22 protein-coding genes are annotated in these 20883 nt (G+C 64.1%); 12 read left to right on the top strand and 10 right to left on the bottom strand.

All coding sequences use genetic code 11. The features are described 5' to 3' along the window. Positions 1-635: 635 nt before the first annotated feature. The gene (locus tag FJ948_RS13290; protein WP_140704961.1) at positions 636-1133 is read left to right on the top strand and encodes an isoprenylcysteine carboxylmethyltransferase family protein; all 498 of its coding nucleotides are present in this window, start codon (positions 636-638) and stop codon (positions 1131-1133) included. 37 nt (positions 1134-1170) lie between these two features. Here the strand turns inward: FJ948_RS13290 and FJ948_RS13285 are convergent, their stop codons facing one another. Next, positions 1171-2067: a LysR family transcriptional regulator gene (locus tag FJ948_RS13285; RefSeq protein ID WP_140704959.1), complete on the bottom strand. Its 897-nt coding sequence runs from the start codon at positions 2065-2067 to the stop codon at positions 1171-1173. Positions 2068-2159: 92 nt separating this feature from the next. Then, positions 2160-3134, bottom strand: a complete 975-nt coding sequence (gene trxB, locus FJ948_RS13280; RefSeq protein ID WP_127873462.1) for a thioredoxin-disulfide reductase — start codon at positions 3132-3134, stop codon at positions 2160-2162. A 264-nt stretch (positions 3135-3398) separates the two neighbouring features. Between trxB and FJ948_RS13275 the strand changes: the two genes are divergently transcribed. Further along, a complete protein-coding gene (locus FJ948_RS13275) occupies positions 3399-3878 on the top strand; it encodes an Lrp/AsnC family transcriptional regulator (RefSeq protein WP_140704957.1) in 480 nt (159 codons plus the stop codon). Positions 3879-4117: 239 nt separating this feature from the next. Then, positions 4118-4912, top strand: a complete 795-nt coding sequence (locus FJ948_RS13270; protein ID WP_140704955.1) for a glycosyltransferase family 2 protein — start codon at positions 4118-4120, stop codon at positions 4910-4912. Between the two features lie 4 nt (positions 4913-4916). Here FJ948_RS13270 and gmhB read toward each other — a convergent pair whose 3' ends face one another. The 4 genes from gmhB to FJ948_RS13250 all read right to left on the bottom strand — a co-directional run bounded on the left by gmhB (position 4917) and on the right by FJ948_RS13250 (position 8405). Continuing rightward, positions 4917-5570, bottom strand: coding sequence for a D-glycero-beta-D-manno-heptose 1,7-bisphosphate 7-phosphatase (gmhB, locus tag FJ948_RS13265; RefSeq protein ID WP_140704953.1), 654 nt, complete (start codon positions 5568-5570; stop codon positions 4917-4919). Beyond that, complete coding sequence (locus FJ948_RS13260) at positions 5563-6135, bottom strand: SIS domain-containing protein (RefSeq protein WP_140704951.1); 573 nt, start codon at positions 6133-6135, stop codon at positions 5563-5565. The genes gmhB and FJ948_RS13260 overlap by 8 nt, the downstream gene beginning before the upstream one ends. Positions 6136-6143: 8 nt before the next feature. Next, the gene (gene rfaE1 / locus FJ948_RS13255) at positions 6144-7637 is read right to left on the bottom strand and encodes a D-glycero-beta-D-manno-heptose-7-phosphate kinase (protein WP_140704949.1); all 1494 of its coding nucleotides are present in this window, start codon (positions 7635-7637) and stop codon (positions 6144-6146) included. Between the two features lie 135 nt (positions 7638-7772). Next, complete coding sequence (locus FJ948_RS13250) at positions 7773-8405, bottom strand: LysE family translocator (RefSeq protein WP_140704947.1); 633 nt, start codon at positions 8403-8405, stop codon at positions 7773-7775. A gap of 301 nt (positions 8406-8706) precedes the next feature. Here FJ948_RS13250 and rfaD point away from each other — a divergent pair, with 301 nt between their 5' ends. The 3 genes from rfaD to waaC are packed head-to-tail and all read left to right on the top strand — an operon-like array spanning position 8707 to position 11614. Beyond that, complete coding sequence (gene rfaD, locus FJ948_RS13245) at positions 8707-9657, top strand: ADP-glyceromanno-heptose 6-epimerase (protein WP_140704945.1); 951 nt, start codon at positions 8707-8709, stop codon at positions 9655-9657. Further along, positions 9630-10637 (top strand): lipopolysaccharide heptosyltransferase II, encoded by a 1008-nt coding sequence (waaF, locus tag FJ948_RS13240; RefSeq protein ID WP_140704943.1) that lies wholly within the window; start codon positions 9630-9632, stop codon positions 10635-10637. The genes rfaD and waaF overlap by 28 nt, the downstream gene beginning before the upstream one ends. Beyond that, the gene (gene waaC / locus FJ948_RS13235) at positions 10634-11614 is read left to right on the top strand and encodes a lipopolysaccharide heptosyltransferase I (protein ID WP_140704941.1); all 981 of its coding nucleotides are present in this window, start codon (positions 10634-10636) and stop codon (positions 11612-11614) included. Before waaF ends, waaC begins: the two co-directional genes overlap by 4 nt. A gap of 253 nt (positions 11615-11867) precedes the next feature. Here the strand turns inward: waaC and greA are convergent, their stop codons facing one another. Beyond that, positions 11868-12341: a transcription elongation factor GreA gene (gene greA, locus FJ948_RS13225; RefSeq protein ID WP_008877613.1), complete on the bottom strand. Its 474-nt coding sequence runs from the start codon at positions 12339-12341 to the stop codon at positions 11868-11870. 265 nt (positions 12342-12606) lie between these two features. Then, positions 12607-13146: a tetratricopeptide repeat protein gene (locus tag FJ948_RS13220; protein ID WP_140704939.1), complete on the bottom strand. Its 540-nt coding sequence runs from the start codon at positions 13144-13146 to the stop codon at positions 12607-12609. 143 nt (positions 13147-13289) lie between these two features. Between FJ948_RS13220 and FJ948_RS13215 the strand changes: the two genes are divergently transcribed. The 3 genes from FJ948_RS13215 (at position 13290) to FJ948_RS13205 (ending at position 15842) form a co-directional block, all read left to right on the top strand. Further along, positions 13290-13715: a DUF3775 domain-containing protein gene (locus FJ948_RS13215; RefSeq protein WP_140704937.1), complete on the top strand. Its 426-nt coding sequence runs from the start codon at positions 13290-13292 to the stop codon at positions 13713-13715. A gap of 189 nt (positions 13716-13904) precedes the next feature. After that, positions 13905-14930 (top strand): extensin family protein, encoded by a 1026-nt coding sequence (locus FJ948_RS13210; RefSeq protein WP_181173650.1) that lies wholly within the window; start codon positions 13905-13907, stop codon positions 14928-14930. 105 nt (positions 14931-15035) lie between these two features. Next, positions 15036-15842, top strand: a complete 807-nt coding sequence (locus tag FJ948_RS13205) for an extensin family protein (RefSeq protein WP_140704934.1) — start codon at positions 15036-15038, stop codon at positions 15840-15842. A 7-nt stretch (positions 15843-15849) separates the two neighbouring features. On the opposite strand, the gene FJ948_RS13200 is transcribed toward FJ948_RS13205, so the two are convergent. Next, on the bottom strand, positions 15850-16560 hold the full coding sequence (locus FJ948_RS13200; RefSeq protein WP_140704932.1) for a gamma-glutamylcyclotransferase: 711 nt from the start codon (positions 16558-16560) through the stop codon (positions 15850-15852). A gap of 109 nt (positions 16561-16669) precedes the next feature. Here FJ948_RS13200 and FJ948_RS13195 point away from each other — a divergent pair, with 109 nt between their 5' ends. Further along, entirely contained in the window at positions 16670-17377 is a 708-nt protein-coding gene (locus FJ948_RS13195; protein ID WP_140704930.1) for an LssY C-terminal domain-containing protein, read from the top strand. Between the two features lie 8 nt (positions 17378-17385). On the opposite strand, the gene FJ948_RS13190 is transcribed toward FJ948_RS13195, so the two are convergent. After that, positions 17386-18408: an NAD(P)-dependent alcohol dehydrogenase gene (locus FJ948_RS13190; protein WP_140704928.1), complete on the bottom strand. Its 1023-nt coding sequence runs from the start codon at positions 18406-18408 to the stop codon at positions 17386-17388. A 115-nt stretch (positions 18409-18523) separates the two neighbouring features. Between FJ948_RS13190 and FJ948_RS13185 the strand changes: the two genes are divergently transcribed. Further along, entirely contained in the window at positions 18524-19438 is a 915-nt protein-coding gene (locus FJ948_RS13185) for a LysR family transcriptional regulator (protein ID WP_140704926.1), read from the top strand. Positions 19439-19518: 80 nt separating this feature from the next. Continuing rightward, complete coding sequence (locus FJ948_RS13180) at positions 19519-20829, top strand: hemolysin family protein (RefSeq protein ID WP_140704924.1); 1311 nt, start codon at positions 19519-19521, stop codon at positions 20827-20829. The last annotated feature ends 54 nt before the right edge of the window (positions 20830-20883 follow it).

Below are 20883 nucleotides of genomic sequence, written 5' to 3'. Positions count from 1 at the left end.
TCCGCCGCGTGTAAGTCGCCTAACTCCGGCGGGAAAAGGTTCGGACGCGGTAGCCGCCTGAGCCCGGGCCGTACGAGTGATGCCCCCATCTCCCGTCCGAACCACACCGCGTCCTATATTTCACTTAGCAGATGAAGGGTGTGCTTGTCATGTTACCAGAGGTTACATGACACTGTTACGCGGCAATTCCGGTGAAATTTTCATCTGCCCCTGCAGGATGCGGGCAACAAAGCCAGGGTGCGGGCAACAAAAAAGCCGGATCAACGAAGATCCGGCTGAGTTTGATTGGAAGTGCCTGTTAAGGCTAACCTCCAGAGGGGAACACTCGAGGGCGCTAATGGGAGGAGAACGCGCCCAGGAGATGATCTATATATCTGCTCATCATGCCCAAGAAACAAGCATCTATTTTGCAACACACGCATGCAAAAAGATGCAGGCTGTGGTCTAACCCATTCCGAGAGCCAGTAGGACCAGCAGAATCGGCGAAAATGGGCGCCCGATGAAGCGATTGCCGTGATCCAATCGCCAATCACGCTCGGCTTTCGTTCCAAAATCGCAAAAATGCATAATGACGTGCGAACGGGCAGCAGGCGTTTATTCCTGAGGCATGTCGCCCAAAACCGCGGAGGCAAAAGATGCGGACCCTTTCGGCGACCGCCGGCAGTGCCGCCTTTTTCATCGCCGCGCCTTGCGTCGTCGCAGGGCTGGCGCCGTGGCTGCTGAGCGACCGCTGGAGGCTGCCACGGTCGAGCCTGCCGGGCATGGTGCCGCTGGGCTGGGTCCTGATCGCGGTCGCGGTGGCGGCATTGCTGCACGCCTTCGGCCGCTTCGCGCTGGAAGGCCTCGGCACGCCCGCCCCGGTCGCGCCGACCGAGAAACTGGTGGTCGGCGGCATCTATCGCCATGTTCGCAATCCGATGTATGTCGCCGTACTGGCGATCATTCTCGGCCAGGTGCTGATGTTTTCGAGCTGGACGCTTGCCGCCTATGGCGTCGTCGCGGCAATCGCCATGGCCACCTTCGTCAAGCTCTACGAGGAGCCGACGCTCGCCGGCCGCTACGGTGCCGAGTACGAGGCCTACCGCCGCAACGTACCGGGCTGGCTGCCGCGGCTGACGCCCTGGCGGCAGTAACATGACGACAAGAGGATGAGCGGCAGCCGGTCGCGGGTCAATAAGACCAGCTACGCGCCTTGGCGATGATGAAGTCGCGGAAGACGTGCAGCTTGGCCTGGTTCTTCATCGCGTCGGGATAGGCGAAATAGGTGTCGAAGGACGGCACCTCGGTCTCCGGCAGAAGCTGCACCAGGCCGGAATCCTTGCTGATCACATAATCCGGCAGCATGGCGATGCCGGCGCCACCCTGCACGGCGCGCTTGATCGACAGGATGTCGTTGATCTGCAGTGTCGGCACGCGCCGGCCGCTCTCGAAATCACCGACCGTCTCCAGCCAGTTCAACTCCGACAGATGCGACGGCACAGGCAGGCCAAAGGTGACGATGCGATGGCTTCTCAACTCTGCGATCGAGCCCGGCTTGCCATACTTGGCGACGTAGGATGGGGCGGCGTAGAGATGGAAATGCACGGTGAACAGACGGCGCTGGATCAGGTCCGGCTGTTGCGGCTGGCGCAGCCGGATGGCGCAATCGGCCTGGCGCATGGTGAGGTCGAGCTCCTCATTGGCGAGGATCAGCTGCAGGCTGATTTCGGGGTAGAGCTCGATGAACTCCTGCACCCGCTCGGTCAGCCAGCCCGCGCCGAGACCGACGGTCGTCGTCACCCTGAGCACGCCGGACGGCCGGTCCTTGGTCTCGGTCAACCGCGACTTGATGGTTTCCAGCTTCATCAGCACGTCATGCGCCGTGCGGAACAGCATCTCGCCCTGTTCGGTCAGCACCAGGCCGCGTGCATGGCGGTTGAACAGCGGCACGCCGACATCATGTTCGAGCGCGCTGACCTGTCTCGAGATTGCCGATTGCGACAGATGCAGCGTCTCGGCCGCATGCGTAAACGACCCCGCTTCCGCCGCAGCGTGAAACACGCGTAGCTTATCCCAGTCCAACGCCATGACTTCCCCTCGTTCCGGTTGGCGTTTGAATGAAAAATCAGGCTTTTACACGGCGTTTCTAAGCCGTTTTTTTAACAGTTTTGCAAGCGCCCCTATTCCGCTGCTTCGCGATGCACCTCGATGCCGGCCAGATACTTTTCCGCTTCGAGCGCGGCCATGCAGCCGAGCCCGGCCGCCGTCACCGCCTGGCGGTAGATATCGTCCGTCACGTCGCCGGCGGCGAACACGCCAGGCACGTCGGTACGCGTCGAGTCCGGCGCCGTCCACAGATAGCCGTTCGGCTTCTGCTTCAGCTTGCCGGCGAACAACTCGACCGCGGGCGCATGGCCGATGGCCACGAAGACGCCGTCGATCTTGAGGTGGCTCTCGGCACCGGTCACGGCATGCCTGAGCTTCAGCCCTTCGACCGAAGGCGGCAGCGGTGCCTTGCCCGGCCGCCCGGTGATCTCGTCGACGATCGTGTCCCAGATGACGCGGACATTGTCCTTCTTCAACAGGCGCTCACGTAGGATGCGCTCGGCACGGAAGTCCGAGCGCCTGTGGATGACGGTGACACTCTTGGCGAGGTTGGACAGATAGAGCGCCTCTTCCACCGCCGAATTGCCGCCGCCGACCACCGCGACATCCTTGCCGCGATAGAAGAAGCCGTCGCAGGTGGCGCAGGCCGAAACGCCGAAGCCCATGAAGTCCTGCTCGGTCGGAATGCCCAGCCACTTGGCTTGCGCGCCGGTGGCGATGATCAGTGCATCGGCCGTGTAGGTCGTGCCGGAGTCGCCCTTGGCACGGAATGGCCGCACGTTGAGATCGACCTCGGTGATGATGTCGTTGATGATGTCGGTGCCGACATGCTCGGCCTGCTTGAGCATCTGCTCCATCAGCCACGGCCCCTGGATCGGATCGGCGAAGCCGGGATAGTTCTCGACATCGGTGGTGATCATCAACTGGCCGCCTTGCTGCAGGCCGGCGACGAGCATCGGCTTCAGCATGGCGCGCGCGGCATAGACCGCCGCCGTGTAGCCGGCCGGGCCGGAACCGATGATGAGAACAGGCGCGTGCTTGGTGGTCATTTAGAGCCTCTGCGGGGCAGACAAACGGGTGTGCCTTGGAAAAAAGACGTGGAATGTCGTGCTTAATGTAAGGGTTGCCAATCACGCCAGCAAGACGAACGGGCCGTCGTCCCCGGAAAGCTTCGGCCCCATGTGGATATTCGCGCGACGGCCGCTTTCGTTACCGTTCCAGAATCGCGTTGACGAGGGCTGGCATCGACACAAAAGTCGTTTAATTACAAAATCGCGAAAGATTCTTGCGCAACCTGATCATCGAGAACCCTCATGCCACTCAAGGCCGACCTCGACGCCATCGACTGGAAGATCCTGCGCGAGCTCCAGTCGGACGGGCGCATGACAAATGTCGAGCTGTCGAACCGCGTCGGCATTTCGGCCCCGCCCTGCCTGCGCCGGGTCAAGCGGCTGGAAGAAGCCGGCATCATTCGGGGCTATCGCGCGCTGCTCAACGCCCCGGCGCTGGGCCTCGATGTCGTCGCCTTCTGCCTCGTCGGGCTGCATCACCAGGCCGATGCCGAACTGCGTATCTTCGCAGAGCGCACGCGCGGCTGGCCGATCGTGCGCGATGCCTGGATGGTGTCGGGCGAGTCCGACTTCCTGTTGCATTGCGTGGCCAGCGACCTCGGTGCCTTCCAGACCTTCGTCATCGAGGAACTGACCTCGACGCCGAATGTCGACACGGTTCGCACCGCCCTCACCATCCGCCGTGTCAAGGATGAAGGGCTGGTCTCGTTCGAGCGGCCCTGAGGCCGGGCGAACGCCCGTGCGCTGGCGAGTTCCAGAGGTTCGCCACACCGGTGCCGCGTTGGTATTCGAAAGACGCTGATGTACAAGGCTCTGCCGAACTTCACTGCTTGACTAGGCGCTTGACTGGCTTCTCAAGCAGTTCCAGGAAAAATATGTAACGGTTTTCCGCCCGGAATTGCTTGAGAACAAATGGCGCGAGCAGCATGAATTCCGGGAGAATCCGCCATGGGAAGGGGACCATGACTCGATTTGCAAGCCCGATTTCGGTGCTTATCATCTGCATGAACGAGGCTGGCATGATCGGCCCATGCCTCGACAGCGTCGACTTCTGTGCCGAGATCATCGTCGTCGATTCTGGTTCCACGGACGGCACCCTGGACATCGTCCGGGAATTTATCACCAAGGGCTATCCGATAAGGTTGATTCACAATGACTGGCCGGGCTTTCCGCGGCAGCGGCAATTCGCGCTCGATCATGCCACGCAGCCATGGTGCCTTGCGATCGAGGCCGACGAGGCCGTCGACGATGAGCTGCGGCAATCGATCATCGCCGCGATAGGGCCTGGGAACGACGCCGTGGATGGATGGTACATAAGACGCCGCGACAAGCTGAAGGGCTACGGCTATGCGCACCGCTGGGTGTTGCACAACCGGCTGATGCGTCTCTTCCGCCGCGATAAGGCCACCATGGATCTGAGCCTGCGGGTGCATGAATCGTTCGAGGTCCCGGGCGAGACCCGCACGATCGACAACGGTGTGATCCTGCATCGCCGCGAAGTGACCGTCGAGGAGGACCTGGCAAGGGCCAACACCTACTCCAGCCTCAAGGTTGCCACGCTGGTCGAAAGGGGCAAGAAGCCCGGCCTGGTGCGGCTGGTGCTGTCGCCGCTCGGCAATTTCCTGAAATTCTACCTGGCCAAGCGCTACTTCCTGTGTGGCCGGCATGGCTTCGTCTACTCGATGTCGGTGATGATCTATTCCTTCGCCACCGAGGCCAAGCTCTACGAAGCCTCGCGGCGCGACGATCAGCTGTAGACCCTCAATCCCCGCGATCCCCAACGAGCGTCTCGATGGCGGCGGTGAGGCCGCCGAGATCGTGGTCGTCATGCAGGCGCCTGATGGCGAAGCCATGCTGGAAGGCCGCCTCGCCGTCGACCAGCCAGCCTTGTGCTAGGCCGGCGCGCCGGGCCGCCTGCATATCCGCCAGCTTGTCGCCTGCCATCAGGGAACCCCGGAGATCGAGATCAAGGCGCCTGCCCGCCTCGATCAGCATGCCTGGATTGGGCTTGCGCATCGGGTGGTCCGCGATGGCGAGCGGCCCGACACCGGCCTCGTGATAGGCGCAGGCCAGGACCATGTCGACGAACACACCTTGCCTATGCAGCAGTTCGAGCACGCGGCCGTTCACTTTGGCGAAGACGTCCCAGCCGAAATAGCCGCGCGCGATGCCGGACTGGTTGGTGACGATGACCACCGGGATGCCGCACCGGTTGGCGGCGGCGATCACCGGCAGCATCCCTGGCCTGAGCTCGATTTCGGCCGGATCGCTGGGATAGTCGGTGTCGACATTGATGGTGCCGTCGCGGTCGAGGAACAGCGCCGGTGATCGTGCCGGGAAAACCCTGCCGCCGATCCGCTCTACCCACAGGCCGGGTTCGGTCAGCGGGTGCGGTGTGCCGATCCTGTCAGCCATTCGACAGGCGCGCTTCGACCACCTCGCACAGATAGTGGTAGAGGCACAGATGGCCCTGCTGGATGATAGGCGTCGAGGTCGAGGGGACGTTGAGCAGGATGTCGGTGAGCGGCTTCAGCTTGCCGCCAGTGTCGCCGGTCAGGCTGATCACCGTCATGTCCATCATACGCGCCTGTTCGGCGGCGGCGAGGATGCTCGGCGAATTGCCGCTGGTCGAGATCGCCAAAAGCACGCCGCCGGCCGCGCCATGCGCCTCGACCTGGCGCGAAAACACCGTGTCGAAGCCGTAATCATTGCCCCAGGCGGTCAGCATCCCGGCGTTGGCGGGCAGCGCGATGACATTGTAGGCCTTGCGCTCCTTGAGGAAGCGGCCGACCAGTTCGGTGGCGATATGGATGGCGTCGCTGGCCGAGCCGCCATTGCCGCAGACCAGCAAGGCCTTTCCCTGGGAAAGCGCCGTCACCACGGCGCTCGCCGCCCGCTCCATCTCGCCGGTCAGATCGCGCTCGACCGTGGCAGTGATGGCGGCCGCCGAGCGGACCAGATAGTCGTTCAGTTCAGACATGAGATCCCTCAGTTGGTGGCGCCACCGGCGCGCAATTTGCCGATGGTGCCGGTGGTGCTCTTGCCGGCGACGAGATCGACCAGCACGACGCGCCCGCCCGCCTTTTGCACCACATCGGCACCGACCACGGTGTCGACCGTGTAGTCGGCGCCCTTGACCAGTATGTCGGGCAGAAGCGCCTCGATCAGCGCCAGCGGCGTATCCTCCTCGAAGACAATGACGGCATCGACCGAGGCGAGTGCTGCCAGCACGCAGGCGCGGTCATGCTGGTCGTTGACGGGGCGGCCCGGTCCTTTCAGCCGCCGCACGGAGGCATCGCTGTTGAGCCCGAGCACCAGCCGGTCGCACTGGCTGCGCGCCGCGTGCAGCAGGCTGACATGGCCGGCATGGAGGATGTCGAAGCAGCCATTGGTGAAGCCGACGCTCAGGCCCTCCGCCTTCCACGCCGCCACCATGCGCGCGGCCGAGGCGGCGTCGAGGATGGCGTCCTTGTGCGCGGTCGGACCATGCGAGCGAAACAGCGCGCCGGTAAGTTCCTCGACACTCAGCCGCGCCGTGCCGCGTTTTCCCACCACGACGCCGCCGGCGGCGTTGGCGATGGCGGCGGCGGCGACAGGATCGGCGCCGGCGGCAAGCGCCAGCGCGAAGGTCGCGATCACCGTATCGCCGGCGCCAGAGACGTCGAACACCTCGCGCGCCTGGGTGGCGATGTGGCTTGCCTCGTCGGGCCCGACCACGCTCATGCCTTTTTCGCTGCGTGTGGCGACGACGAACTCGAAGCCATGCGCCGAAATCAGTTCGCGCGCCGCCGCCACGATCTCCTCATCGCCGAACACCGCGCGGCCAACGGCCTCGCCTAGTTCCTTGCGGTTGGGCGTGACGGCGGTCGCTCCGGCATAGCGCGCATAGTCGCGGCCCTTCGGATCGATCAGCACCGGCTTTCCTGCCTCGCGGCAGATGGCGATCAGCTCGGCGGCGACGCCGTCCAGCAAGATGCCCTTGCCATAGTCGGACAGGACGACGATGTCCGCCTGTTCCAGCGCATCCCGGAAACGGCGGATCAGCTCCGCCCGTTCCGCCGCGCCGAGCGGCTTGATCTCTTCCTCGTCGAAACGCAGCACCTGCTGGTTGAGCGCGCTGAAGCGGCTCTTCGACGAGGTCATGCGGCCGCGCTGCTGCGCAAGGCCCACTGTCTCGGCGCCAAGCTCGCCCAGCATCCGCACCAGGCTGTCGCCGGCGGGATCAGTGCCGATCACCGACACCGGAATGGCGCGCGCGCCAAGCGACACGATGTTGGCCACGACATTGCCGGCGCCACCCATGGCCGAGCTTTCGCCGCGTCCATGCAGCACCGGGATCGGCGCTTCGGGCGAGATCCGCTCGATGACGCCATTTACGAAGCGGTCGAGGATGATGTCGCCGACCACCAGCACGGCAACGTCGCCAAAGCGCGCGATGGCGCGGTGCAGGGGCTCGGGAGAAGGCGGATTGTGCTTGATCATGTCATCTGCCACGCGCGGGAAACGCCGATCTCAGATAGGTCGAAACACCAGATTTGCGAGGCCGGTCGGTCATGCCTGCCGATATACCGCAATTCGGCACAGCGCAACGCCGGGGCGAAGGCAATCCCGGAGAGGTCAGCTTTTCTGCAAGGCGACGTGCACGCCAAGCCCGACCAGCACCGCGCCGCCGGCCCGCTGCATCAGCCGCTGTGCCCGGCTCGAACGCCGCAGCCGGCCGATCACGAGGCCGGCCAGGAACACGCAGACGACATCGGCCGAGGAGAACATCAGGTTGACGATGGTGCCCAGCACGACGAATTGCAGCCACACCGGGAACGCCGCCGAGGCATCGATGAACTGCGGCAGGAACGCCATGAAGAAGATCGCGGTCTTGGGATTGAGCACCTCGACGGTGATGCTCTCGAAGAACGCGCGCCGCGCCGACTTGCGCTCGATCGCGGGCAACGCCACGTCGCCCTCCACGCGCTTGCGAAACAGCGAGACCCCCAACCAGATCAGGTACAGCGCGCCGACCAGCTTGACCGCCATGTAGAGCGGCGGCACGGCGTGGAACAGCACCGACAGGCCGGCGGCGGCGGCAAAGACATGCACATAGCCGCCCAGATGAATGCCGAGTGCCGCCGTCAGCCCCGACCAGCGCCCGCGCGCCATGGTCTGCGCGGCGGCATAGAGCATCGCCGGGCCCGGGATATAGGCGAAGATCGCCGTGGTGGCGAAAAAAGCGATCAGCAGTTCGGTCGACGGCATTTCTTGTCCCTTGATAATTGCGTCTCTGACAGGCTGCGCCTTGCTTCATATTGGCGATAGCAGATGTGGGTATCTTCGAATTGGTCATCCTAACCTTTTTCAGGCGTCGGCGCTGCCCCTCACCTGCCAGCCGGTGCCAGCAGGCGGATGAGGGGCGGCGCTGGCCTGATGTGATTGTCAGCAAGCAGCCTATGGCGACTCCCTAGACAGCAGCTTTGGGCTTAATCACGGATCCTGCTTTGTCGACAGCCCGGCCAGCCTCCCTTATAAGGACCGGAATCGTACGCAACCAGAGGCCTTCATGATCATCGTCACGGGCGGCGCCGGCATGATCGGCTCCAACATCGTCGCCGCGCTGAATGCGGAAGGCCACGACGACATACTGGTCGTCGACGACCTCACCGATGGCCACAAGATCGCCAACCTCGCCGATCTCAGAATATCGGACTATCTCGACAAGGATGATTTCCTGGGCCGCATGGAGGCTGGCTCGCTCGGCCGCATCGAGGCCGTGTTCCACCAGGGCGCCTGCTCGACCACCACCGAGTGGAACGGCAAGTTCATGATGGAGGTGAATTACGCCTATTCGAAACGGCTGCTGCATGCCTGCCAGGCGCTGCGCGTGCCCTTCCTCTACGCCTCCTCGGCCTCGGTCTATGGCGGCGGATCCGAGTTTCGCGAGGAGCCGGCGCTGGAGCGGCCGCTCAACGTCTATGCCTATTCGAAGAAGCTCTTCGACGACTATGTCAGGCGAACCGTCTTCGACAGCGATCATTCGCAGGTCGCCGGCCTGCGCTACTTCAACGTCTATGGCCCGCGCGAGGCGCACAAGGGCGCCATGGCCTCGGTCGCCTTCCACCTGTTCAACCAGGTCGAGCGCGGTGAAAACCCGAAGCTGTTCGGCGCCTATGACGGTTTTGGTCCCGGCGAACAGAGCCGCGACTTCATCCATGTCGGCGATGTCGCCGACGTCAATCTGTGGCTGTGGAAGCGTGGCGCGAGCGGCATCTTCAATTGCGGCACCGGCCGCGCCCAGCCCTTCCGCGCCATCGCCGAAACGGTCATCGACACGCTGGGCAAGGGCGAGATCGAGTTCATAGAATTCCCCGACCACCTCAAGGGCAGCTACCAGAGTTTTACCCAGGCCGATATGTCCCGCTTGCGCGGGGCCGGTTATAACGGTCAATTCCGGAGCGTCGAAACTGGCGTCAGAGACTATGTCGAATGGCTGAAAGCCCAACGATCCTCGTGATCGGCCCACGCTGGGTGGGCGATATGGTGATGGCGCAGTGCCTGTTCTCGGCGCTGAAGGAACTCCATCCCGACGCCGCGATCGATGTGCTGGCGCCGGCCTGGGCGGCACCTCTGGTCAAGCGCATGCCTGAAATCCGCCAGCAGATCGACTTTCCGCTGAAGCCCGGCGCGCTCGAATTCAGCCATCGCCGCCGTTTCGGCCGCCTGCTGCGCGGCCGCTACGACATGGCCTATGTCCTGCCGGGCAGCTGGAAGTCGGCGCTGATCCCGTTCTTTGCCCGCATTCCGCGCCGTTTCGGCAATTTGCGCGAAATGCGCTATGGCCTGCTCACCGACATCGTGCCCTTGCCCGACGCCGTGAAACGGCGCACCGCGCAAGCCTATTTCGGCCTCGCCCAGGGCGGCAACTTCCGCGCGCCCCGGCTGACCGTGGATCCGAAGAACCAGGCCAGCTTGCTTGAGCGTTTCGGACTGGCGCCGCAGGAATTCGTGGCGCTGATGCCCGGTGCCGAGTTCGGCCCGGCCAAGCGCTGGCCAAGCGAACACTATGCCGGCCTTGCCCGTGACTTCATGGGCAAGGGCTTGAAGGTCGCCCTGTTCGGCTCGAAGAACGACCGCGATGTGACGGCCGAAATCGCGGCGCTGGCCCCCGGCATCGTCGACCTCGCAGGCCAGACGCGGCTGGAGGACGCCATCGACCTGATCGCCGCGGCGCGGCTCGCGGTCTCCAACGACAGCGGGCTGATGCATGTCGCGGCCGCTGTCGGCACCCCGATCGTTGCCGTCTACGGCTCGACCTCGCCTGAAAACACGCCGCCACTGGCGGAGCGGCGCGAACTGGTCTGGCTCGGCCTGTCCTGCTCGCCTTGCCACCAGAAGATATGTCCGCTCGGCCACCTCAATTGCCTCAGAACAATGGAAGTCGGCCAGGTCGCCGCCGCGGCCGACCGGCTGCTGGAAGTTCCGGCCGCGGCATGAAGGTGCTGATCGTCAAGACCTCGTCGATGGGCGATGTCATCCACACCTTTCCGGCCGTCGAGGATGCCTGCCGCGCCAGGCCCGATATCGCTTTCGACTGGTGCGTGGAGGAGGCGTTTGCCGGTATCGTCGCGCTGCATCCGGCGATCGGCACCATCCACACGGTGGCGATAAGGCGCTGGCGGAAGGCCCTTTTCGACACCAACACCTGGCACGAGGCGGCTGAACTGCGCCGAGCCTTGCGTGCCTGCCGCTACGATCTCGTCATCGACGCGCAAGGCCTGCTGAAATCGGCCCTGGTGGCACGGCAGGCGCGCGCGCCGATCGCCGGTTTCGACCGGTCGAGCGCACGCGAACCCTCGGCGACGCTGTTCTACGACATCACCTACGCCGTGCCGCGCGACCTGCACGCCATCGAACGAACGCGCCGGCTGTTCGGCCTGGCGCTCGGCTATCGGCCAGATCTTTCGACGCTCGGTTCCGGCATTGTCGCGCCGGTGGGCGCGGTCGCGCCCATCGATGGCAAGATCGCCTTCCTGCTGCACGGCACCAGCCGCGAGGACAAGAAATGGCCTGCCGAGGACTGGATCGGAACAGCCCGCCTGCTGGTCGAGCGCGGCATGACGCCGGTCACCACCTGGTCCAACGAACGGGAAAAGGCGGTGGCCGAAGCGATCGCCAAGGCCGTGCCATCGACGGTCGTGGTGCCCAAATCGCCGCTGGCCGACATCGCCGCCATTCTGGGCCGCTCGACGCTGGTCATCGGCGCCGATACGGGATTGACCCACCTCGCCAGCGGCTTCGGCCTGCCGACGGTGGCGGTATTTTTGGCGACCGAGCCGGGTCTGACCGGGCCGCGCGGGCCGTACGCATCGACGCTCCTGGCAGCGCCCGGGGACCATGTGATGCCTGAACAGGTAGTCGCGGAAGCGGAACGACTTTTAGAGCTTAGCCGGACAACCGCTGGAAAAGGCTGACTTTTCGACCGAACGATTGGAAAGGTCAGCGCTGCCCCTCATCTGCCTGCCGGCATCTTCTCCCCGTATATAGACGGGGAGAAGGGGCTGAAACACGCTGTCGGCGCCCCGTACTGACAATTGGCGAAATCATCGATGACAGCGTCTTTCTCCCCGTCTCTATACGGGGAGAAATGCCCGGCAGGGTAATGAGGGGCGGCGCCAACCTTGGTCGGAAAGCGCCTATATGCGAAGCAGCGCCCAGCCGACGCCCTCAGATAAACTGCACCTGGACGATCTCGTACCCGCGTGCACCACCGGGCGCATTGACCTCGATGGCGTCGCCGACTTCCTTGCCGATCAGCGCACGCGCGATGGGCGAGGAGATCGAGATGCGGCCGGACTTCACATCGGCTTCCTGGTCGCCGACGATCTGGTAGGTCTTCTTTTCCTCGGTATCCTCGTCGACCAGCACCACGGTGGCGCCGAACTTGACCTTGTCGCCGCTGAGCTTGGTGACGTCGATCACCTCGGCGCGCGCGATCAGGTCCTCGAGTTCGTTGACACGACCCTCATTGAGGCTCTGCGCCTCCTTGGCGGCATGATATTCGGCATTTTCGGACAGGTCGCCATGCGAGCGCGCCTCGGAGATCGCCTCGATGATGCGCGGCCGCTCTTCCTGCTGGCGCCAACGCAGCTCTTCCTTCAATGACGCGAACCCCTCGCCTGTCATCGGGACCTTGTTCATAATGCCTGACCTTTCCTGCCACCGCCCCCGCGTTTCGGGGGAAGCCTTGTCGTTGGGTACAAAAAGAAAACGGTCCGGCAGCCTCGGGCTAACGGAACCGTTTCACCGCAATTTGCTAAGATATAGCAATCTTTGCGGGCTTTTCACGCTCAAAAATCAGTTTTGCAAAAAACTTCCGCTGTTTTGATGGGCGGATGCGGCCGCCATGGCAAACAAAAACGGCCGCGATCGCTCGCGGCCGCTTCGAGAAACCATCGAGGCCCGATCAGCTCCTCATGAAATGTTCGATCTGCTCGGCCAGCATGCCGTATTCGCGCGAACCCTTGCCGGTGCGCTTTTCGATCTCCGCCAGCTGCTGCTGGGCGCCGGCCAGGTCGCCGATCTGCAGATGCGCCTCGCCGAGATATTCGCGCACCAGCGTGTAATTCGGGTCGATGCGCAGCGCCTCCTCGTAATAGCCGAGGCCGACGGTCACGCGGCCGGAATGGCGGTGCGAATAGCCGAGATAGTTGAGGATGCGCGGATCCTGCTTGTTGGCGGCAAGGACGAGAACCGAGATCGCCTCGTCATAGCGGCCGGCCATCGCCAGCGCATGGCCCGCGTCATAGATGCTGTCGTCATCCAGCATGCCTTCCTTGGGCGGTACGCATTTCTGCTTCTTCTTGTCCCAGACCTCCCCCTTCTTGCATTGGGTGACAGTCTGGTCGCTACCGCCGCCGCTACTACCGGCGGCGAAGGTCGGAACGGCAAGAAACTGCAGAGCGATAAGCGCGCTCGCCGCCTGGATCAGCACTCTTTTATGCATCGAAGCCTCCTGGAGGGTGTGACAATGCAACATTAACGCCGAGTGGCCCGCGTTTCATCCCGGAAAAATCAGGCCTGGAGAACATGAGGTGACGGATGCCGCAAATCCGCTATCATCCGGCAAACGACTGACGGAGACGGCCCGTGCAGCGACGGCTTGAAAAGGACTGGGATCTCACGATCGGACCCGACACCGTGCGGCTGTTCATTCTCAAGGCCAAGGCGCTGAGCGCGGCCGTCAACGAGGACTACGCCGACGGCGCCGAACACGAGATCGAGTTCGACGGCGACACGCATGACAACCACCACCATGACGGCCTTGCCGAGGAAAGCTCGGAAAACCTCACCGAGGAAGAGCTGCGCGAGCTGATCAACGACCTCAACGTCGATGAAGCCGCCGAGCTCATCGCGCTGGCCTGGATCGGCCGCGGCGACTATGACGCCGCGGAATGGTCCGAAGCGGTGGCGGCGGCGCGAGAGCGCGCCAACAAGCGCACGGCGAAATATTTGCTCGGCATGCCGCTGCTCGCCGACTTGCTGGAGGAAGGGCTCGAAGCGATCGGTGCGTAACGTCCCGGTAACCGATTGTGATCCGTTCGCAGGGCAACCTAGGCATGCCGACGCCGTTTGCAGGCGATGGCAACGCTGAGCTTTTCCCGATTTTGCACTCTGGCGCTGCTTTTGGCGGCCGTGGTCCTGCTGGTGACTCCGGCCGACGCCAGGCATCGTCACAGACACCACGGGCCGCTAAGCCCGCGCGTGGATCAGCCGCTGACGCAGCGGGCCGACCAGCCGCTGCGGCCAAGAAGCAAGCGACAGTCGAGAGCGCGGGTCAGGCAGCATATCGCGCCAAATTCGGCACCGCAAAAAACGCCGGATGCCCAGCCGTCCGCCGATGTTCCGGTGCCCGAGCCACGTCCGGCGGACGCTCCAAAGGTAGACGCTCCAAAGACGCAGGACCGGAACACCGAAGGTCCAAAGAGCGGCGGAACATCCGATCTGCTGAAGGACGAAGAGTCCCATCAGAAAAGCCCAACACCGCCCGAACCACCAGCCGAAACGGAAAGCGAGCCGGAGCCGCCAGCCGTGGTGCCAACACCGACGCCAAAGCCCGAAACCACGACGCCCGAGCCTCAGCCGCCGACCGTCGCCCCCCAGCCAACGCCAAAACCGGCGGAGGCGGGCGATGAGGAGAAGATGCTGCCCGATCCGCGCTCGGCCGATCTCCCCGCCGACAAGATGCCGGCTGAGGAAGTCGCCTGCCGCGAGCGCCTGAAGACGCTCGGCGTCGAATTCGAGGAGCACAAGGCCGAGAGCAATCCCGAAATCGGCTGCTCGATCCCCTACCCCATCATGCTGAAGACACTTGGCAAGTCGATCGCGATTGCTCCCGGCACCGAACTCAACTGCCCGATGGCGGAGGCAGCGGCGCGTTTTGCCGCCGACGTCATCCAGCCGGCGGCGAAGGCCGAATTCGGCGCCGACCTGAAATCGATCAGCCAGGCATCGGCCTTCGTGTGCCGTCCCCGCCATGGCACGCGCAAACTGTCGGAACATGCGTTCGGCAACGCGCTCGACATTGCCAGCTTTACGCTGTCCGACGGCAAGACGATCGAGGTCGGCCCGGCGCCGCCGGAAAAGGACGGCAAATTCCTCGACGCCGTGCGCAAGGCGGCCTGTGGGCCGTTCAAGACCGTGCTCGGCCCCGGCGCCGACGCCGACCACGCGCTGCATTTCCATTTTGATCTTGAGCCACGCCGCCACGGCGGCACGTTTTGCCAGTGAACGGAACCTCCGCCGCATTTCAGCCGCAGGCGTGAACGCGGGCGCTGAGTTTTCCTTTACCCTTGATCGTTAAAATGCCGGATATCCAGAAGTAGGATTCCGCCAATGGCCGGCAAATTTCGCGCCGTGTTTCTCCCCATCGCGCGCCAACTGAGATCTACGGCGCTGCTGACGACAGGCTTGGCACTGGCCACGGTTTCGGCCTGCAACACCGGCAGCGTGCTGTCGCTGCAGCCGGCCGTCGATGTCGGCGCGCAGACCGCGGCCGTACCGCAATATCAGGGCATGCAGAGGCTTGTCCCGTCCAATCCCTATATGACGCAGGCCGCCTATCCACGCATGGATGAACCGATGTCGCCGGTGGAGCAGATCCCGGCCAGCGAGACCGATTGCCGCCAGCAGCTGAAGCGCCTCGATGTCGCCTACACCGACCTCGCGCCGATCCACGAAGGCCAGTGCGGCATCGATTATCCGGTCAAGGTCTCGGCCATCGGCAGCGTCCAGATGAAGCCCGCCGCGACGCTGACCTGCGACATGGCCGCCACCTTCGCCGCCTGGACGAAGAACGAACTCGTTCCCTCCGCCCGCTGGCGCTACTTTTCCGGCGTCAAGACCATTCACCAGGGCTCCAGCTATTCCTGCCGCAACATTGCCGGCGAAGGCGTGCTGTCCGAGCACGGCAAGGGCAACGCGCTCGACGTCATGAGCATCGAGCTCAACAATGGCGACGACATCGACGTGCGCAAGCCCGGCCTGTTCGCCTTCCGCACCCGCGGCTTCCTCAACAATGTGCGCGCCGACGGCTGCCAGTATTTCACCACCGTGCTCGGCCCCGGCTACAATTACGACCACCGCAACCATTTCCATTTCGACATCAAGAACCGCAAGAGCGGCTACCGCGCCTGCCGGTAGGAAAAGATCAGGCGTCGCCGGTGGACGCGACAATTCGCCGGGCCACGAGATCCTGGATGCGCCAGAGATTCTTATCGCGAATACCGCTTTCCTCCAGCTTGCTGACGGTCCGGAATAGATACTGCGCCGACGAACCCCAGTGTCCGGCGGCTCGCGCCAGCGTATCGGCAACCTGCTCCAACGGCAGCCGTCCGGCATAGGCCTTGCCATCCGGCGCGGCAACGAAAGCCAGGGCGCGCAGCGGCCCTTCCCTGGTCCTGACCTTGATCCAGCAGGGCACGTTGGTTGGCGGGTTGGCATCGATCTCGCGGCGCATCAGCTGGCCGATTTGCCCGAAATGATCTTCGTCAGGCAGCCGGTAGACGATCCCATTGCAGCTGCCGCCGCGATCGAGCGCCAGCATCAGGGCCGGCAACTGGCGCGTTCCACGCCAGCGGGTCAACTTCAGGCAGAACGAGCGGTGCCATCCGGGCGCCGTCGCCGGGCGCTGCTCGACAGGAACGAATTCGGGATTCCAGATCAACGAACCATAGGCGAAGACCCACAGCGTTTCGGGCCGATATTCGGCAAGCAGTCGAGCGACCAACTCATCGAACTCCGCGTCGGTGTGTTCGGCCGTTCCAGGCTCGGGCCCGGGATCCGGTTCGACGCGCTCAACTCTGGCGACGAGATCGGCGGTCAACGCCATCGCTCTCCGGCCCGTCGGCTTCGACTTCATTTCCGCCCCCACGAAAAAATGATGGCCGACGATAGACCGCCTGCCCGTCCCTGGCCATTGATTTCCAAGAACGGTCAGCAACAGATACCGCACAGATCGGGCCTCCTTCATGAGTCGACGAAGCCTCCAGCGACGCATTGCGATCTGGATAGCGGCCCTGCTGGGTGCCTGGCTGGCGCTCGCCTATGTCGCGGCGCCGGAATTCTGGATATTCCGTGATCGCGGCTTTCGCGACCGGCGTTTCGAGATGGTGACGCACACGCCGCAGGGCATTCCGGGCGACCCGATCAATGTCGGCCTGGTCGGCACCGAGAAGGAACTGGTCCATGCTTTCGCCGTCGCCGGCTGGGACACCGCCGACGCCGTCACCTTGAGAACCGCCATCGATATCGGCGAAAGCGTCCTGTTTTCCCGCCCCTATCCCGATGCCCCGATGAGCCGCCTGCTGTTCGAAGGCCGCGCCCAGGAACTCGCCTTCGAGAAGCCGGTCGGCGACAGTGCCGACCGGCGCCACCACGTCCGTTTCTGGCAGACCGATACGGTCGGCGACGACGGCAGGTCGCTCTGGCTGGGGGCCGCCAGCTTCGATCGCGGCGTCGGCTTGAGCCACGACACCGGCGCCATCACCCATCATATCGGCCCCGATCTCGACGCCGAACGCAACTTTTTGATCGGCGATCTCAATGCCGCCGGGCTGCTGCTCTCGACCAGCGAGATGGCGGGCATCGGCGCCACCACAACCGGCCGCAATGGCGGCGGCGACCCTTATTTCACCGATGGCAAGGCCATCGTCGGCGTGCTGAAGCAGTTGCCGTGACCGGGAGATCAGGCCGTGGCGATGACGATCTTGCCGAACGGCCCCTTCTCGAGATGCTCGAAGGCTCTCGGCACCTCGTCGAACCCAAACACCTTGTCGACGACCGGCTTGATCGCCAGCGCCTCGATCGCCTGGTTCATCCGCTCGAAGGCACGGCGGTGGCCGATCGAAATGCCCTGCACGACAATGCGGTTGCGCAGGAAGGGAACGATCGGAAAGCTGAGCTCCATGCTGCCCAACAGGCCGATGACCGACAGCCTCCCGTCGGCGGCCAGCGCATCGAGCGAGCGCCGCGCATTGTCGCCGCCGACCATTTCGAGGATATGGTTGACGCCGGCGCCGCCCGTCAACGCACGCGCCGCCTCGTCCCATGCGGGGTTGGTGCGATAGTTGATCACCTGCCAGGCGCCGAGCGCCTTCGCCCGCTCGAGCTTGGCGTCGCTGCTCGACGTGACGATGGGGCGCAAGCCGAAAGCATGGGCGAATTGCAGCGCAAACAGGGAGACCCCGCCCGTGCCCTGGAGAAGAATGGTCTGGCCGGGCACAGGTCTTGTCGCCTCGGCCATGGCGAACCAGGCGGTCAGTGCCGCGACCGGCAACGTCGAAGCCTCCGCATCGCTGAGCGACGGCGGCGCCGGCACGGCGGCATCCTCGTGCAGCAGCAGGTAGTCGCTCAACGTGCCGGGCAGTGACGACCCCAGCGTATGCTGGTGCAGCACCGGCGGCGCGTCGCCGTCCGGCCAGTCGGCGATCACCTGCCCCAGCACGCGCTGGCCGGTCTTGAAGCGGCTGACGCCGCCGCCAACCGCCATCACTTCGCCCACCGCATCCGATGTCGGCACGAACGGAAAGGCAAGGTCGGGGATCAGCACGCCATCGACGATCATCCTGTCCTTGTAGTTCAGCGATACCGCCTTGATCCGCACCAGCAACTCATGCGGCCCGGGCTCGGGGATCTTCCCCTCGGCCAATTCCAGCCTGGGCAGGCCGAAGCCGGTCATCCGCCAGGATCTGTTGATGTCGCTCTTCATTGCGTCGGGCTCCCGATTGCGTGGCTGTCGGGACGTCTACTATGGAAATTTGCGCTTCCATACGGCATAATCGGCAACGAATTGGCTACTAGAAGTCTACAATAGGATACTCCCGATGGACCCTACCGATCTGCAAGGCATCGTCGCCTTCGTTCAAACGATCGAGGCCGGAAGCTTCACCGGCGCCGGAGAGCGGCTGCGCGTAACGAAATCGGCGGTCGGCAAATCGGTCGCGCAGCTGGAACAGCGGCTTGGCATCCGCTTGCTCAACCGCACCACGCGCAGCCTCGGCCCGACAAGCGAAGGCCTGTGCTATTACGAAGCCTGCGTCAGGGCGCTGTCCGAGATCGAAGCCGCCCAGGCGCTGCTTGCCTCGCGCCGGCAGGTGCCCTCGGGCCGGCTTCGGGTCGACCTGCCCTCGGCCTTCGGCCACCGCTGCGTGGCGCCCGTGCTGTTCGACGTTTCCAGGCGATTTCCCGATCTGGCCATGGAGATTTCCTTCAATGACCGCCGCGTCGACCTCATCGAGGAAGGCATCGACCTCGCGGTCCGCATGGGCGATCTCGACGACAGCCTGTCGCTCGCCGCGCGCCGACTCTATACCCAGCGCTCGGCCATATGCGCCGCCCCGGCCTATCTCGACAGAACCGGCAGGCCAAAAACGATCGAGGATCTCGCCGGCCATGACCTGATCGGCTACACCCGCAACGGCGTCGCCCACCCCTGGAGCATCCGGCAATCCGACGGCCATGTCGTGAAGTTCACGCCGCGGGCAAGGCTGGTGCTCGACAATGGCGAACCGATGCTGGGCGCGGTCCTTGCCGGTTGCGGCATCACCTTCCTGCCGACCTGGCTGGTGGCCGACAGCCTCAAGAGCGGCGCGCTGGAAATGGTGCTGGTCGACACGCTCGTCGAAAACATCTCCGTCCATGCCATCTGGCCGGTGACACGCGCCTTGACACCCAAGGTGCGGGTCGTGGTCGACGCGCTGGTCGCGCATTTCTCGTCGCCGCCCTGGGATGCTGTCTGACCGACCCGCATCCACTGTCATCTTTTTAAAATGGCCGCCGACTATTTTCGAAAGCCGTGCGGCAATGCTATTGAGCCCTCATGTTATACGTTGAAATCGCCACCGTGGTCGTCCTCATCTGCGTGAACGGCCTTCTGTCGATGTCCGAACTCGCCATCGTCTCATCGCGGCCGGCTCGCCTGAAGGCGATGATCGACCGCAATGTCAAGGGTGCCGGCCGCGCTTTGGCGCTTGGCTCCAATCCCGGCAAATTCCTGTCTTCCGTACAGATCGGCATCACGCTGGTCGGCGTGCTCTCGGGCGCCTTCTCCGGCGCCACGCTCGGTCAGAGGCTGGCGCAATATCTGGCCTCGGCGGGCATCCGCGAAAACATCGCCGATCCGCTCGGCGTCGGCATCGTCGTGGCCATCATCACCTATTTCTCGCTGATCATCGGCGAACTGGTGCCCAAGCAGATCGCGTTGCGCGATCCCGAGCGCGTCGCGGCACGAGCGGCGCCGGCGATGACGATCCTCGCCACCGTCTCGGCCCCTCTGGTCTTCCTGCTCGACATTTCGGGCCGTGCCGTGCTCTGGCTGCTTGGCCAGCGCGGCGAAAGCGAGGAAAAGGTCACCGACGAGGAAATCAAGATGCTGGTCGCCGAGGCCGAGCATCACGGCACCATCGAATCCGACGAGCGGCGCATGATCGCCGGCGTCATGCGGCTTGGCGACCGCGCCGTGCGCGCCGTGATGTCGCCGCGCACCGATGTCGACTGGATCAACCTGCAATCCGATGAAGCCACGATCCGCAAGCTGCTGATGGACACCCAGCATTCGCGCCTGCCCGCCGGCGACGGCGGGGTGGACGCCATGATTGGCGTCATCCAGACGCGCGACGTGCTGGCCGCGCTGCTCGGCGGGCGTGCGCTCGATCCGCGTAAATATGTGCGCACCGCACCCATCGTGCACGACCAGGCCGATGCGCTCGACGTGCTGCAGAAGCTGAAGGAAAGCGACGTGCCGATGGCGCTGGTGCATGACGAATACGGCCATTTCGAAGGCATCGTCACGCCGGCCGACATTCTGGAGGCCATCACCGGCGTCTTCCGCTCGGACCTCGAGGCCGGCGAGGAAGAAAACGCCGTCCAGCGCGACGACGGCTCATGGCTGCTCGCCGGCTACATGCAGGCCGACGAGATGGCCGAGGTGCTGGGCATCGACCTGCCGGAAAATCGCGACTACGAAACCGTCGCCGGCTATGTGCTGTCGCACATGCACCATCTGCCGGCGACCGGCGAATGCGTCGACGCGCAGGGCTGGCGCTTCGAGGTGGTCGACCTCGACGGCCGCCGCATCGACAAGCTGATCGCCACCCGCCTGCCCAGCGGCCACCGCGAAGTGGCGCGCTGACCGTTCAAATGCCCAGGGCCGGTGGCGGTTATTAGAGCAATTCCAGGAAAAGTG

It is taken from the genome of Mesorhizobium sp. B2-3-12 (genome assembly GCF_006442205.1).
GTDB lineage: Bacteria > Pseudomonadota > Alphaproteobacteria > Rhizobiales > Rhizobiaceae > Mesorhizobium.
The sequence above is the reverse complement of the archived record's forward strand: the minus strand, read 5'-3'. Positions and strand labels throughout refer to the sequence as shown.

Coding starts and splice junctions, on each gene's coding strand:
- waaC (WP_140704941.1), top strand. CDS start 10,634: ATGAAGGTGCTGATCGTCAAGACCTCGTCGATGGGCGATGTCATCCAC.
- trxB (WP_127873462.1), bottom strand. CDS start 3,134: ATGACCACCAAGCACGCGCCTGTTCTCATCATCGGTTCCGGCCCGGCC.
- waaF (WP_140704943.1), top strand. CDS start 9,630: ATGGCTGAAAGCCCAACGATCCTCGTGATCGGCCCACGCTGGGTGGGC.
- FJ948_RS13270 (WP_140704955.1), top strand. CDS start 4,118: ATGACTCGATTTGCAAGCCCGATTTCGGTGCTTATCATCTGCATGAAC.
- FJ948_RS13250 (WP_140704947.1), bottom strand. CDS start 8,405: ATGCCGTCGACCGAACTGCTGATCGCTTTTTTCGCCACCACGGCGATC.
- FJ948_RS13195 (WP_140704930.1), top strand. CDS start 16,670: ATGAGTCGACGAAGCCTCCAGCGACGCATTGCGATCTGGATAGCGGCC.
- rfaD (WP_140704945.1), top strand. CDS start 8,707: ATGATCATCGTCACGGGCGGCGCCGGCATGATCGGCTCCAACATCGTC.
- gmhB (WP_140704953.1), bottom strand. CDS start 5,570: ATGGCTGACAGGATCGGCACACCGCACCCGCTGACCGAACCCGGCCTG.
- FJ948_RS13205 (WP_140704934.1), top strand. CDS start 15,036: ATGGCCGGCAAATTTCGCGCCGTGTTTCTCCCCATCGCGCGCCAACTG.
- FJ948_RS13290 (WP_140704961.1), top strand. CDS start 636: ATGCGGACCCTTTCGGCGACCGCCGGCAGTGCCGCCTTTTTCATCGCC.
- FJ948_RS13285 (WP_140704959.1), bottom strand. CDS start 2,067: ATGGCGTTGGACTGGGATAAGCTACGCGTGTTTCACGCTGCGGCGGAA.
- FJ948_RS13275 (WP_140704957.1), top strand. CDS start 3,399: ATGCCACTCAAGGCCGACCTCGACGCCATCGACTGGAAGATCCTGCGC.
- FJ948_RS13180 (WP_140704924.1), top strand. CDS start 19,519: ATGTTATACGTTGAAATCGCCACCGTGGTCGTCCTCATCTGCGTGAAC.
- FJ948_RS13190 (WP_140704928.1), bottom strand. CDS start 18,408: ATGAAGAGCGACATCAACAGATCCTGGCGGATGACCGGCTTCGGCCTG.
- FJ948_RS13260 (WP_140704951.1), bottom strand. CDS start 6,135: ATGTCTGAACTGAACGACTATCTGGTCCGCTCGGCGGCCGCCATCACT.
- FJ948_RS13200 (WP_140704932.1), bottom strand. CDS start 16,560: ATGAAGTCGAAGCCGACGGGCCGGAGAGCGATGGCGTTGACCGCCGAT.
- FJ948_RS13185 (WP_140704926.1), top strand. CDS start 18,524: ATGGACCCTACCGATCTGCAAGGCATCGTCGCCTTCGTTCAAACGATC.
- rfaE1 (WP_140704949.1), bottom strand. CDS start 7,637: ATGATCAAGCACAATCCGCCTTCTCCCGAGCCCCTGCACCGCGCCATC.
- greA (WP_008877613.1), bottom strand. CDS start 12,341: ATGAACAAGGTCCCGATGACAGGCGAGGGGTTCGCGTCATTGAAGGAA.
- FJ948_RS13220 (WP_140704939.1), bottom strand. CDS start 13,146: ATGCATAAAAGAGTGCTGATCCAGGCGGCGAGCGCGCTTATCGCTCTG.